15 protein-coding genes are annotated in these 12,553 nt (G+C 76.7%); all 15 read right to left on the reverse strand.

What is annotated here, in order from left to right; genetic code table 11:
* Window position 1: 1 nt before the first annotated feature.
* Window positions 2-361, reverse strand: a complete 360-nt coding sequence (locus WA616_RS10440; RefSeq protein ID WP_336029562.1) for a preprotein translocase subunit YajC — start codon at window positions 359-361, stop codon at window positions 2-4.
* 173 nt (window positions 362-534) lie between these two features.
* Window positions 535-1,659 (reverse strand): Holliday junction branch migration DNA helicase RuvB, encoded by a 1,125-nt coding sequence (gene ruvB, locus WA616_RS10445; protein WP_336029564.1) that lies wholly within the window; start codon window positions 1,657-1,659, stop codon window positions 535-537.
* A 73-nt stretch (window positions 1,660-1,732) separates the two neighbouring features.
* Complete coding sequence (gene ruvA / locus WA616_RS10450) at window positions 1,733-2,371, reverse strand: Holliday junction branch migration protein RuvA (protein WP_336029566.1); 639 nt, start codon at window positions 2,369-2,371, stop codon at window positions 1,733-1,735.
* The gene (gene ruvC, locus WA616_RS10455) at window positions 2,368-2,934 is read right to left on the reverse strand and encodes a crossover junction endodeoxyribonuclease RuvC (protein ID WP_073422583.1); all 567 of its coding nucleotides are present in this window, start codon (window positions 2,932-2,934) and stop codon (window positions 2,368-2,370) included. Before ruvC ends, ruvA begins: the two co-directional genes overlap by 4 nt.
* A 110-nt stretch (window positions 2,935-3,044) precedes the next feature.
* Window positions 3,045-3,944: a L,D-transpeptidase family protein gene (locus tag WA616_RS10460; protein ID WP_336029567.1), complete on the reverse strand. Its 900-nt coding sequence runs from the start codon at window positions 3,942-3,944 to the stop codon at window positions 3,045-3,047.
* Window positions 3,945-4,071: 127 nt separating this feature from the next.
* On the reverse strand, window positions 4,072-4,824 hold the full coding sequence (locus WA616_RS10465; RefSeq protein ID WP_336029569.1) for a YebC/PmpR family DNA-binding transcriptional regulator: 753 nt from the start codon (window positions 4,822-4,824) through the stop codon (window positions 4,072-4,074).
* 124 nt (window positions 4,825-4,948) lie between these two features.
* A complete protein-coding gene (locus WA616_RS10470) occupies window positions 4,949-5,488 on the reverse strand; it encodes a hypothetical protein (RefSeq protein ID WP_336029571.1) in 540 nt (179 codons plus the stop codon).
* Window positions 5,489-5,499: 11 nt separating this feature from the next.
* Window positions 5,500-6,720 (reverse strand): glycosyltransferase family 4 protein, encoded by a 1,221-nt coding sequence (locus WA616_RS10475; protein ID WP_336029573.1) that lies wholly within the window; start codon window positions 6,718-6,720, stop codon window positions 5,500-5,502.
* Entirely contained in the window at window positions 6,720-7,655 is a 936-nt protein-coding gene (locus tag WA616_RS10480; RefSeq protein ID WP_336029575.1) for a phosphatidylinositol mannoside acyltransferase, read from the reverse strand. Before WA616_RS10480 ends, WA616_RS10475 begins: the two co-directional genes overlap by 1 nt.
* Window positions 7,652-8,284, reverse strand: a complete 633-nt coding sequence (gene pgsA, locus WA616_RS10485) for a phosphatidylinositol phosphate synthase (protein WP_336029578.1) — start codon at window positions 8,282-8,284, stop codon at window positions 7,652-7,654. The genes WA616_RS10480 and pgsA overlap by 4 nt, the downstream gene beginning before the upstream one ends.
* 2 nt (window positions 8,285-8,286) lie before the next feature.
* Window positions 8,287-8,865 carry an HIT family protein gene (locus WA616_RS10490; protein WP_175562961.1) on the reverse strand — a complete coding sequence of 193 codons (579 nt, stop codon included), beginning with the start codon at window positions 8,863-8,865 and terminating at the stop codon, window positions 8,287-8,289.
* The gene (thrS, locus tag WA616_RS10495; RefSeq protein ID WP_336029580.1) at window positions 8,862-10,922 is read right to left on the reverse strand and encodes a threonine--tRNA ligase; all 2,061 of its coding nucleotides are present in this window, start codon (window positions 10,920-10,922) and stop codon (window positions 8,862-8,864) included. The genes WA616_RS10490 and thrS overlap by 4 nt, the downstream gene beginning before the upstream one ends.
* 141 nt (window positions 10,923-11,063) lie before the next feature.
* Complete coding sequence (locus WA616_RS10500) at window positions 11,064-11,609, reverse strand: MOSC N-terminal beta barrel domain-containing protein (RefSeq protein ID WP_336029582.1); 546 nt, start codon at window positions 11,607-11,609, stop codon at window positions 11,064-11,066.
* A gap of 21 nt (window positions 11,610-11,630) precedes the next feature.
* A complete protein-coding gene (locus WA616_RS10505) occupies window positions 11,631-12,011 on the reverse strand; it encodes an HNH endonuclease (protein WP_336029583.1) in 381 nt (126 codons plus the stop codon).
* 44 nt (window positions 12,012-12,055) lie between these two features.
* Window positions 12,056-12,484 carry a hypothetical protein gene (locus WA616_RS10510; RefSeq protein WP_336029584.1) on the reverse strand — a complete coding sequence of 143 codons (429 nt, stop codon included), beginning with the start codon at window positions 12,482-12,484 and terminating at the stop codon, window positions 12,056-12,058.
* Window positions 12,485-12,553 lie beyond the last annotated feature (69 nt).

Below are 12,553 nucleotides of genomic sequence, written 5' to 3' on the forward strand. Positions count from 1 at the left end.
GTCAGAGGGTCTTGCCGGAAGGGCCGTCACCGGGACGGTCGTCCCGGAGGGGCTCCTCCACCGGCTCGACGACGGCCCCGCCGGTGGCCGGCGGGCCGGGCACCGCGCCCGCGGGCTGGCGGACCTGGATGACCGCCTGGCGCGCGTAGGTGACGACCACGCCGGGGGCCACCTCGACCTGGATGGTGGCTGGGTCGTCGAGGCCGGCCACGGTGGCGTGGACCCCGCCGGCCATGGTCACCGGCACGCCGATCGCCAGCGCCGACTGCGTCTGGTTCTGCTGGCGCTTGCGGGCCCGGGCGGGCAGCACCACCAGCGCCACGAAGGCCAGCACGAGCAGGAGCAGGGGGAACAGTTCCACGGCGGGGGTGCCTCTCTTCCGCGCTCGCGTGCACGCGGTCGGTGCGGTCCGGGTCGGGACCGCTCGGGTACGTCGGCCGTGGCGCGCGGGCCGGCCCCCGCCGACACCGGGTCGCGGAGCCGGGACCCGTGCGGCCCGGCGAGGGGCCGACTTGCGCGCCAGCGCCGTTGAGTCTAGGCGTCGAAGAGCGGTTCCGACGACGAACCCGGGTCACGCGGGACGGCTGTGACCCCGCCGAGGGGGATCCCGCCGCGGGGCACGGGCCGGCCGAGGTGGCGCCAGGCCGCCTCGGTGGCCACCCGCCCGCGGGGGGTGCGGGCGAGCAGGCCCGCGCGCACGAGGAACGGCTCGCAGACCTCCTCGACGGTGTGCGGCTCCTCCCCCACCGCGACGGCGAGCGTGCTCACGCCGACCGGGCCGCCGTTGAACTTGGTGACCAGCGCCTCGAGCACCGCGCGGTCCAGCCGGTCGAGGCCGAGCTCGTCGACGTCGTAGAGCGCCAGCGCCGCCCGGGCGACGCCGCGGGTGACCCGCCCGTCGGCCTCCACCTCGGCGTAGTCCCGCACCCGCCGCAGCAGCCGGTTGGCGATGCGGGGTGTGCCGCGGGAGCGCCGGGCGATCTCGGCCGACCCGTCGTCGGTGAGCTCGACGCCGAGCAGGTCGGCGCTGCGGGCGAGCACCTGCTGCAGCTCGGCCGGCTCGTAGAACTCCATCTGCCCGACGAAGCCGAACCGGTCGCGCAGCGGCCCGGTGAGCAGGCCGGCCCGCGTGGTGGCGCCGACGAGGGTGAAGGGGTTGATCTCCAGCGGGATGGCGGTGGCGCCGGGCCCCTTGCCGACGACGACGTCGACCCGGAAGTCCTCCATCGCCATGTACAGCAGTTCCTCGGCGGGCCGCGCGATGCGGTGGATCTCGTCGATGAACAGCACGTCGCCGGGGCCGAGGTTGGACAGCATCGCCGCGAGGTCGCCGGAGCGCTCGATCGCCGGGCCGCTGGTGATCTTCACGGCGGTGCCCAGCTCGGAGCCGATGATCAACGCGAGGCTGGTCTTGCCGAGGCCGGGCGGGCCCGACAGCAGCACGTGGTCCGGCGGCCGGCCGCGGCGCTTGGCGCCCTCGAGCACGAGCGCGAGCTGCCGGGCGACCTTGGGCTGGCCGATGAAGTCGGTCAGCGAGTGCGGCCGCAACGCCGACTCGACCACCCGCTCCTCGTCGCCGGCCTGCGGGGAGACGGCGAAGTCGCGGCTGATGCCCGACTCCACCTCCCCGGTCAGCGACCGGTCGAACGGCGAACTCACGCGTCCTCCTCGCTGGCGCTCGTCGGCAGCGTGCGTGGCACTGCTCTGCTCATCGGTTCGCTCGCACGCTCGCTCACGCCCGGCCCAGCAGCTGCAGGGCCTGCCGCAGCAGCGACCCGACGTCGACCCGGCCGGTGGTGGTGAGCTGCTCGTCGGCTACCGGCGCCAGGGCGGTGAGCGCGGTGTCGGCCTCGCGGGTGGACCAGCCGAGCCCGACCAGCGCCGAGGACAGCTGGTCGCGCCACGGCGCCACCGGGGTGATCGGCGCGCCCGCGGCGGCCGGCGCGCCGTCGAGCTGGGTGTCGGTGGTCGTGGTGCCCAGCCGGTCGCGCAGCTCGAGGATCAGCCGCTCGGCGCCCTTCTTCCCGATGCCGGGCACCTGCATGAGCGCCTTGACGTCGGCCATGGAGACGGCGCGGCGGACCTCGCGCGGCGGGTGGATGGCCAGCACCGCCTGCGCCAGCCGCGGCCCGACGCCGTTGGCCGTCTGCAGCAGCTCGAACAGCGAGCGCTCGTCGTCGTCGGCGAAGCCGTAGAGGGTCAGGGAGTCCTCGCGGACGACGAGGCTGGTGGCCAGCCGCGCCTGCTCGCCGACCGTGAGGCGGGCGATGGTGCCGGGCGTGCACTGCACCGACAGGCCGACGCCGCCGACCTCCACCACCGCGCCGTCCGGCCCGACGGCGGCGACCCGGCCGTTCACGCTGGCGATCACCGGGACACCCCCTGCCAGCGCGGCAGCGTGCGCTGCACGACCGGGGCGCCGATGCCGCCGGCGATCGCCGCGACCCGCAGCCGCTGCTGCGCCGGCCCGCGCCACACGTGGCAGACGGCCAGCGCGAGCGCGTCGGCGGCGTCGGCCGGCTTGGGGGCGGCCGCGAGGCCGAGCACCCGGGTGACCATGAGGGTGACCTGCTCCTTGTCCGCGCGGCCGTTGCCGGAGATGGCCGCCTTGACCTCGCTCGGCGTGTGCCAGGCGACCGGGCGGTCGGCCTGCGCCGCGGCGAGGGCCGCCACGCCGGCGGCCTGCGCCGTGCCCGTGGCGGTGCCCTTGTTGTTCTGGGTGAACACGCGCTCGATGGCCACGACGTCGGGCCGGTGCTCGCGCAGCAGCGCCGTCACCTGGGTGTGCAGCTCCAGCAGCCGCAGCTCCAGGTCGAGGTCGGCGGAGCTGCGGATCACGCCCACCCCGACGGCGGCCGGGCGGGCGCCGGGACGGCCGTCGACCACGCCCCACCCGCACCGGGTGAGCCCCGGGTCGATGCCGAGCACGCGCATGCCCGCCCCCTTCCTCCGAACGCCTGTTCGACGCCCACCGTAACGGTCCCCGACGACGGTGCCCCGGCGCAACACGCGGCGCGCACGCCGGCCCGGGCAGGGGCTCCCGCTCAGGCGACGTCGATGGCCACCAGCGGGCCGGCCGCGGGGTCGAGCCACCGCAACAGCGTCTGCAGCCGCCCCCGCTCGACCGCCACGCAGCCCGCGGTGGGCGCGCCGTTCGTCACGTGCAGGAAGAACGCCGAGCCGGCACCCGGCGTCCCGGCGCTGTTGTAGCCGATGACGACGGCGTGGTCGTAGACGGCACCGGCGGCCAGCAGGTTCTCGCCCGCCCGCTCGTCGAACGGGCAGGTGCCCGCGGCGCACCGCGCGTGCCGGTTGTACAGCGGGCTGGCGACGTCGGAGACCCACCAGTCCTCGGCGTCGACCTGCCGGTAGGGCAGGCCGCTGCCGGGGTCGGCGGCGCGGCCGAACGCCTCGGGCAGGGCGAAGGTGCCCGCCGGCGTGCGGGTGGAGCCCTCGCGGGCGGCGCCGATCCCGGCGGACCCGACCCGGGCCGGCCACGGGCCGAGCACCGCCGTCCAGCCGGCGTCGCCGAGCTCCCAGGCGGTGAGCTCGGCGGTGGTGGCGCCGGCGGACGCGGCGACGACGGTGACCACCTGCGCCGCCCCGCCGGCGTCCACGTCGAGCGGGAGGACGCCGGGCACCGGCGGCGCGGGCTCCTCCGCGGCCGGGTCGGCCGGCCCGGGCACCCCGGCGGCGGGCCCGGCCGGCGCGGCGGGCTCCGCGGGCGGCGCGGCCACCGGCTGCGGCACGGCGGTCACGCGGGCCACCTGACCGACGGCGGGCCGCCGCCCCACCGGCTCGGGCGCGGTGTCGGCGGGGAGCACGACGGCGGAGGCCCGGGTCGCCGCGCCGACCGGCTCCGGCGGGGCGATCCCGCCGAGCACCCCGGCCGACAGCAGCAGGACGGTGACCACGCGCGCGGCGCGTGCGCTCGCTCCGGCCACCTGGTCCCCGCGTCCCCGAGGCGCCGCCCACCGCGGCGCGTCGGTTCCATGCTCCGGCCCCGCGGGGCCCGGGCCCCGTCAGCGCCGGGGTGTCCGGGGCGAGTGGGACGGGCGGGACCGCCCGGCCTCATCCGACGTTGGCGAGGACCTCGTCGGGGACGTCGTAGTTGGCGTACACGTTCTGCACGTCGTCGCAGTCCTCGAGCGCGTCGATGAGGCGGAACACCTTGCCGGCGCCCTCCTCGTCGAGCTCGACGGTCACGCTGGGCACGAAGCCGGCCTCGGCCGAGTCGTAGTCGATGCCGGCGTCCTGCAGCGCGGTGCGGACCGCGACCAGGTCGGTGGGCTCGCACACCACCTCGAAGGTGTCACCGAGGTCGCGCACCTCCTCGGCGCCGGCGTCGAGGACGGCCATGAGCACGGTGTCCTCGTCGACGCCGTCGGCCTGCGGCACGACGATGACGCCCTTGCGCGTGAACAGGTAGGACACCGAGCCCGGGTCGGCCATCGAGCCGCCGTTGCGGGTCATCGCGGTGCGCACCTCGGAGGCCGACCGGTTCTTGTTGTCGGTGAGGCACTCGACGAGCACCGCGACGCCGCCGGCCGCGTAGCCCTCGTAGGTGATGGTGAGGTACTCGACGCCGCCGGCCTCGGCACCGGAGCCGCGCTTGACCGCGCGGTCGATGTTGTCGTTGGGCACCGACGACTTCTTCGCCTTCTGGATGGCGTCGTAGAGCGTCGGGTTGCCGGCCGGGTCACCGCCGCCGGTGCGGGCCGCCACCTCGATGTTCTTGATCAGCTTGGCGAACAGCTTGCCGCGCTTGGCGTCGATCGCGGCCTTCTTGTGCTTGGTGGTCGCCCACTTGGAATGGCCGCTCACGGCTGTCCTCCCTCGTCCCGGCGCCCGGCACCGGAGCGCGGGCGGACCCGTCGAGTCTACCGAGCGCGCCGCGGGTGCCGTCCCGCCCGCGGGCGGCGGGAGGCGGGCGCGACGCGGAGGCGCGTCAGCCGCGGGGCGTGCCGGCGCCGAGCGGGACGGCGTCGAGGCCGTCCTCGACGTCGAAGAAGCGGGGCAGCGGACGGTCGGCGTGCAGCCGCAGCACCCGCGGCACCCGGCGCTGGCGCAGCAGGTGGGTGTCGCGGACGGCGTCGTTGTAGAAGCGCCGGGCCAGCGCCATCCGCCCGTCGGCCTCGGCCAGTGCCGCGAGCGTCGCCGCCGGCACGCCGGGGACCTCGTGCGGCAGGGCCCGCACCTCGCGGCCGAGGGCGTTCTCGGCCAGCTCGCGGTCGCCGGTGAGCGGGTGGCGGGCGTCGTGGGCGGCGGTCTTGAGCCGGCCGGCCCGCTCCTCACCGAGCGCGGCGGAGTGCTCCGAGGCGAGGTCGGCGGCGAGGTCCGCGCGCTGCCGGAGCCGGTCGTCGAGCACGGCCCAGGTACGGGCCACGCGGGCCTCCAGGCGGCGCAGGCGGGTGAGCGTCCAGGCGGTCCACGCCAGCAGCAGCGCGACGACCCCCGCGGCGAGGAGCAACCAGGCGTCGGGCGTCACGGACGCCCACGCTAGCGGCGCACGCGCCGCAGCAGGGACGGCAACACCCCGTCCGGGGTGCCCGGCGAGCCGGTGGCGGCGGCCAGGCCGGCGTCGTCGGCGGCGGTCACCTCGCCGGCCCCGGGCGCGGCGACGGTCTCGTAGACGGCGAGCACGCGGCGGGCGACGACCTGCCAGTCGTAGGCGGCCGCGGCCTCCCGCCCGGCGGCCGACAGCGCCCGCCGCCGGTCCGGGTCGCGCAGCAGGGCCGACAGCTCCCGGGCCAGCGCGGGCGCGTCGCCGCGGCGCACCAGGACGCCGGCGTCGCCGTCCTCGAGCACCCGCGCGAACGCGTCGAGGTCGCTGGCCACGATGGGCGCGCCGGCGGCCATCGCCTCGATGAGCACGACGCCGAAGCTCTCCCCCAGCAGGTTCGGCGCGCAGTAGACGTCGACCGAGCGCAGGAACGCCGCCTTGTCGGCCTCCGACAGCTCGCCGAGCAGCGCGACCGAGGGGCGCAGGTCCTCCCCCACGGCCTCGCGCAGCGCGTCGGGGTCGCCGCGGCCGGCGATGAGCAGGCGCGCGCCGGGGTGCTCGGCCACCACGGCGCGCATGGCCTCCAGCAGCACCGGCAGGCCCTTGCGCGGCTCGTCGTAGCGCCCGAGGAAGCCGACGGTCGGGCCGTCGACCCCGCGCGCGGCGCCCGGCAGCGTGGGCCCCTCGGCGAAGAAGGGCACGTGCACGCCGTTCGGGATGATCACCGCGTCGCCGCCGAGGTGCTCGACCTGGACGCGGCGGGCGAAGTCCGACACCGCGATCCGGCCGCTGATCTTCTCCAGCCACGGCCGGACCACCGGACCCCACGCGGCCAGCCACTTGGACCGCACCGTGGCGGCGTGGAAGGTGGCCACGATCGGCCCGGTCGCGATCATGCAGACCAGCAGGCCGATCGACGGCGGCGCGGGGTCGTGCACGTGGACGACGTCGAAGTGGCCCTCGCGCAGCCACCGGCGCACCCGGGCGGCCGAGACCGGGCCGAACTGCACGCTGGCCATCGAGCCGTTGTACGGGATCGGCACGGTCCGCCCGGCCCAGGTGAGCCAGGGGTCGGTCAGCGACTCCTCGCGCTCGGCGGGGGTGAGCACCTCGACGGAGTGGCCGAGCCCGCGCAGGGTCTCGGCGAGGTCGCGCACGTGGTACTGCACCCCGCCGGGCACGTCCCACTGGTAGGGGCAGACGAGGCCGATCCGCATCAGCGCCGCCTCGCGGCCGGCGGGTCGGGCGGGACGTCGGCCCAGATCCGGCCGAGCACGTGCCAGTCCTCAGGGCGGACGGCGAGGTCGTCGCTGAAGGCGTCCGCGACGCCCTGGGTGGCCGCCGCGACGCGGTCGCGCAGCCGGCCGGGCCCGTCGACGCGCACCTCGGGCCGGACGGCGAACTCCCAGCCGCGGTCGGTGAACCGGCAGATCGCCGGGTGCAGCGCCGCGCCCGTCTGCGCCGCGAGCAGGGCCGGGCCGGCGGGCATCGTGGTCGGCCGGCCGAGTAGCACGACGGGCAGGCCGGCGGGGCCGAGGTCGCGGTCGGTGAGCAGGCAGGTGAAGCCCCCGGCGGCGAGCTCCTCGCGCAGCACCGCGGAGCTGGGCCGCTCGCCCCCGGTCAGCGGCAGCACCCGGATGCCGAGGGACTCCCGGTACGCGAGGAACCGCCGGTAGAGCGACTCCGGGCGCAGGCGCTCGGCCACGGTCGTGAACGGCCCGCCCAGCCAGTCGACCAGCCACACGCCGGCGGCGTCCCAGTTGCCGCTGTGCGGCAGGGCGATGACGACGCCACGTTCGGCGTCCCGCGCTCGCTGGAGGTGCTCGACGCCGGAGTGCGTGGTGCCGGCCACGATCCGCGCGCCGGGCAGCCGCGGCAGCCGGAACGCCTCCTGCCAGTAGCGCGCGTAGGACCGCAGCGCCCGCCCGGTGAGCGCGTCGAGCTCGGCGTCGTCCAGCTCGCCCCCGGTGGCCACCCGCAGGTTGGCCCGCAGCTGCCGCGCGCCCCGGCCGTCGCGCCGGGCGGCCAGCCGGCCACCGGCGTCGAAGGCGCCCCGGGCCACCGGCTCGGGCAGCCACTGCACCGCCGACCACCCGGCGGCGTAGCCGAGGTCGGCGGCGCGCGAGGCGGCCCGGGCGCGCAGGCCGGTCACGGAGCCGGGGCGGTGGGGGTCAGCGCGCGGCCGCGGGCGCCGCGGTGCACGGCCACGACCCGCTGGCCCACGGTCACCACCCCGCCGACGACGAGCAGCCACAGCCCGACGTCGACGGCGTACGGGATGCCCAGCCCGGTGAAGCCGGTGCCGGTGAGCACGAGGATCAGCCGCTCGGTGCGCTCGACCAGGCCGACGTCGCAGGGGATCCCGACGCCCTCGGCGCGCGCCTTGATGTAGCTGGTGAGGACCCCGAGGGTCAGCCCGACGAGGGCCAGCAGCGCGAGCAGCCGGTCGTCGCCCGCGCCGGTGTACCACCACACGAGCGCCCCGAAGACGGCGGCGTCGACGGCGCGGTCGCAGGTGGAGTCGAGCACCGCGCCGAACGCCGACCCGCCGCCGCGGGCGCGGGCCAGGGCGCCGTCGAGCATGTCGAGCAGCACGAACAGGGTGACGGTGAACGCGCCCCAGAACAGCACGCCGTGCGCGATGAGCGTGACCGCCGCGGCGATCGCGCCGACGGTGCCGGTGGCGGTGACCATGTCCGGGGTCACCCCGGCGCGCGCCAGGCGGACGGCGACCGGCGCCCAGAACCGGCCGACGGCGGCGCGCGCGCCCGAGCCGAGCACCGTCAGCTCCCCGCGACCGGCGCCGCGGCGTCCGGCCAGTGCCGGGCCAGCAGCGTGCGCGTCTCGGCGAGCACCTGCGGCAGCACCCGGGTCAGGCCGATCACCGGCATGAAGTTGGTGTCCCCGCCCCACCGCGGCACCGCGTGCTGGTGCAGGTGGTCGGCGATGCCGGCGCCGGCCACCGAGCCCTGGTTCATCCCGATGTTGAAGCCGTGCGCGCCGGTCACCTGCCGCACCACCCGCATCGCCGTCTGCGTGAACGCGCCCAGCTCGGCGACCTCGGCGTCGGTGAGGTCGGTGTAGTCGGGCACGTGCCGGTACGGGACCACCATGAGGTGCCCGGCGTTGTACGGGTAGAGGTTGAGCACCGCGAAGACGGTCTCCCCGCGCGCGACCACCAGGCCCTCCTCGTCCGGCATGGCCGGGATGAGGCAGAACGGGCAGTCGTGCTCGCCGGTGGGCTTGCCCGAGCCGCGGATGTAGGCCATCCGGTAGGGCGTCCACAGGTGCTCGAAGACGGTGGCCGGGCCGCCGTCGTCGCTGGAGACCGGGACGGAGAAGCCGTCCGGGCCGACGGTCACGGGGTCCCCGCAGGGACGTCGGCGGTCGGGTCGGCGTTGTGCCGGGCCCGCACCCAGGCGACGACGGCGTCGACGGCCTCGGCGACCGGCACCCCGTTGCGCTGGCTGCCGTCGCGGTAGCGGAAGGAGACCGCGCCGGCCTCGGCGTCGGTGGCGCCGGCGATGAGCACGAACGGCACCTTCTGCTTGCTGGCGTTGCGGATCTTCTTCTGCATGCGGTCGTCGGAGTCGTCGACCTCGACCCGGATGCCGTGCTCGCGCAGCCGCAGCGCGACGTCGGTCAGGTAGCCGACCTGGTCGTCGGTGACCGGGATGCCGACCACCTGCACCGGCGCCAGCCAGGCCGGGAACGCGCCGGCGTAGTGCTCGGTCAGCACGGCGAAGAAGCGCTCGATCGAGCCGAAGAGCGCGCGGTGCAGCATGACCGGCCGCTGGCGGGAGCCGTCGGCGGCGGTGTACTCCAGGCCGAACCGCTCGGGCAGGTTGAAGTCGACCTGGATGGTCGACATCTGCCAGCTGCGGCCGATGGCGTCGCGGGCCTGCACGGAGATCTTCGGGCCGTAGAACGCCGCGCCGCCCGGGTCGGGCACGAGCTCGAGCCCCGACTCCAGGGCCGCCTGCCGCAGCGCCTCGGTGGCCACCTCCCAGCTCTCGTCCGACCCCACGGACTTCTCCGGGTTGCGGGTGGACAGCTCCAGGTAGAAGTCCGACAGGCCGTAGTCGGCGAGCAGGCCGAGCACGAAGTCGAGCAGGCCGCGCAGCTCCCCGGCCATCTGCTCGGGGGTGCAGTAGATGTGCGCGTCGTCCTGGGTGAAGCCGCGGGCGCGGGTGAGCCCGTGGATGACGCCGGACTTCTCGTACCGGTAGACGGTGCCGAACTCGAACAGCCGCAGCGGCAGCTCGCGGTAGGAGCGGCCGCGGGACCCGAACACGAGGTTGTGCATCGGGCAGTTCATCGGCTTGAGGTAGTAGTCCTGCCCCTGCCGGCGGACGGTGCCGTCGGCGTCGCGCTCCTCGTCGAGCTGCATGGGCGGGTACATGCCCTCGGCGTACCAGTCGAGGTGGCCGGAGATCTCGAACAGCCGGCCCTTGGTGATGTGCGGGGTGTTGACGAAGGAGTACCCGCTCTCCTCGTGCCGCTGCCGGCTGTAGGCCTCCAGCTCCCGCCGGACGACCCCGCCCTTCGGGTGGAACACCGCGAGGCCCGAGCCGATCTCGTCGGGGAAGCTGAACAGGTCGAGCTCCGCGCCGAGGCGGCGGTGGTCGCGGCGCTCGGCCTCGGCCACCTGCTCCAGGTACGCCTTGTGCGCGTCGCGGCTCTCCCACGCGGTGCCGTAGACCCGCTGCAGCTGGGGGTTCTTCTCGCTGCCCCGCCAGTAGGCGGCGGCCGAGCGGGTGAGGCTGAACGCCGGGATGCCCGAGGTGCGCGGCAGGTGCGGGCCGCGGCACAGGTCGGTCCACAGGCGCTCGCCGGTGCGCGGGTCGAGGTTGTCGTACATGGTCAGCTGCGCGCCGCCGACCTCGACGTCGGCGCCCTCGGCCGCGTCCCCGGCGCCGCCCTTGAGCCCGATCAGCTCGAGCTTGTAGGGCTCGTGCGCGAGCTCGGCGCGGGCGTCGTCGTCGCCGATCTCCCGGCGGGCGAAGCGCTGCCCGGCCCGCACGATCTGCTGCATGCGCTTCTCCAGCGCCTGCAGGTCCTCCGGGGTGAAGGGCTTCTCCGGGTCGAAGTCGTAGTAGAAGCCGTTCTCCACCGGCGGGCCGATGCCCAGCCGGGTGCCCGGGAAGAGGTCCTGCACGGCCTGGGCGAGCACGTGCGCGGTGGAGTGCCGGATCACCGCGCGGCCCTCCGGGCTCGCGGCGACGACGGGTTCGACCTCGGCGTCGGTGTCCGGGACCCAGGCGAGGTCGCGCAGGTCGCCGGTGGCGAGGTCCCGGACGACGACGGCGCCGTCGGGGCCCTTGAGCGGCACCCCGGCGTCCTTGAGCGCCTGCTCGGCCGTCGTCCCGGCCGGCACCCGGATCGGGGCGGTGACGGCGGGGGCGGGCGCGGCGGACACGGGGTCTCCTGGGGTTCTCTCGGGTGCTCGGGGCGGCGCCCGTGCGGACGGGCGCGCTCCGGCCAGCGTATCGACCGGCCCCCCGTGTTCCCGAGACCCGACCGCGTGGTGCTGGCCTCCTCCCCGCGGGGGCCGCCTCGGCTAGGCGGGGGTGACCTCGTCGCCGACCGCGACCGTGCCGGGCTCGGCCACCTCGGCGTAGACGCCCAGGCAGTGCCTCGGCAGGCGGGTGACCTCCAGGACGGCGGTGCCGAGGCGCAGCCGCCGCCCCACCCAGGTGCGCTCGTCGGCGTCGGGGAGGTCGCCGGGCAGGTCGAGCACGAGGTTGGCGCGGGGGTCGTCGGCGCCGCACCCGGCCGGGACGACGCCCGCGGCGGCGCGGTCGAGCGCCTGCCGGGACACCAGGTGCACCGCGGCCGCGCCGTCGGGGCGCTCCGTCAGCGGCTGCAGGTGCACCGGCCGGCCCAGCGCGGCGGTGAGGGCGGCGGCGTCGGCGCCGGCGTCGCCGGTGGGGGCGACGGCGGCCAGCCCGGGCGCGTCCTTGCCGCGCAGCACCCGCCCGCCGGCGTCGACGACGGCGCTCGCGCGGTCCCCGGCCAGCCCGGCGGGGCCGACGTCGGCGCGCTCCAGCGGCGTCCCCGCGCAGCCGCGCACCGGGTAGACCGAGATGCCGACGACGGTGCCCACGGCGGCCACGCTAGCCGCGGCTCAGGCGGCGCGGGCGCCCCGCCGGCGCAGCCGCCGCAACTGGGAGTCGAGGTAGGGCCGGGCCCGGCGCTGCCCGCCGCGCTCGGCGATGGCGGCGGACAGGGCGGCGAGCAAGCGTGCCAGCCGCTCCTCGTCGGCCGGCCAGCCGCGGCGCAGGCACTCCTCGAGCCACTCCACCGGCGCGGTGTGCCCGCGCTCGCCGTTGCACCGCCCGCAGGCGGCGACCTCGTTCTCCAGCCACGACGGGCCGCCCTTGACGCGCGGCACGACGTGCTCGGTGGTCGGCGTGACGTGCCCGGTGAGCGTGCGTCCGCACCAGATGCAGGTGGGGCCGTCGCGTTCCACGGCCGCGTCCAGGCGGGCGGCCCTGTCCAGTGCCATCTCCCCCATGGTGCGCCCGATCGGCGCGGAGGCGGCGGGTGCGGTCAGTCGCGCCGGCGCCGCCCGGCCACCCGGTGCCGGCGGGGCCGCACCGCCGCCGTGAGGGCGTTCTCCCGCCGGCGGCGGACGGCCCGCCGGAACCCCTCCCGGCCGGGACTCGAGCCGGGCGGGTACGCCGACCAGACGAGCTCGCCCTCCCCGGCGTCGTCGCCGGTCCGCTCGCGCAGGCGGCCGAGGACCCGGTCCGCCAGCGCGTCGTCGGCGAGCAGCACCGCCCAGTCGTCGGCGGGGCGGCCCTCCTCGGCCAGCGCCTCACCGATCGCGCCGAAGACGCCCGGCCCGAACGCGGCCAGCGCGAGGTCGCCGACCACGGCGTGCGCGGCGTCGACGGCCACCCCCGCCTCGAGCGCGACCTCCAGCTCGACGACGGCGCGCAGGGTGTACGGGTCGAGGCCAGGCCTGGTCGGCTCCACCGCCGCATCGTGTCAGGACGGCGGGTCACGCACCGATGAGAAACGGGATCGTCCAGTGTCTGACCCGAC

This window comes from Geodermatophilus sp. FMUSA9-8 (assembly GCF_037034165.1).
Taxonomy (GTDB): domain Bacteria; phylum Actinomycetota; class Actinomycetes; order Mycobacteriales; family Geodermatophilaceae; genus Geodermatophilus; species Geodermatophilus nigrescens.

Bases quoted from the DNA above. Each gene is read 5' to 3' on its own strand.
- ruvC (WP_073422583.1), bottom strand. From the start codon at position 2,934: ATGCGCGTGCTCGGCATCGACCCGGGGCTCACCCGGTGCGGGTGGGGC.
- WA616_RS10475 (WP_336029573.1), bottom strand. From the start codon at position 6,720: ATGCGGATCGGCCTCGTCTGCCCCTACCAGTGGGACGTGCCCGGCGGG.
- WA616_RS10505 (WP_336029583.1), bottom strand. From the start codon at position 12,011: ATGGCACTGGACAGGGCCGCCCGCCTGGACGCGGCCGTGGAACGCGAC.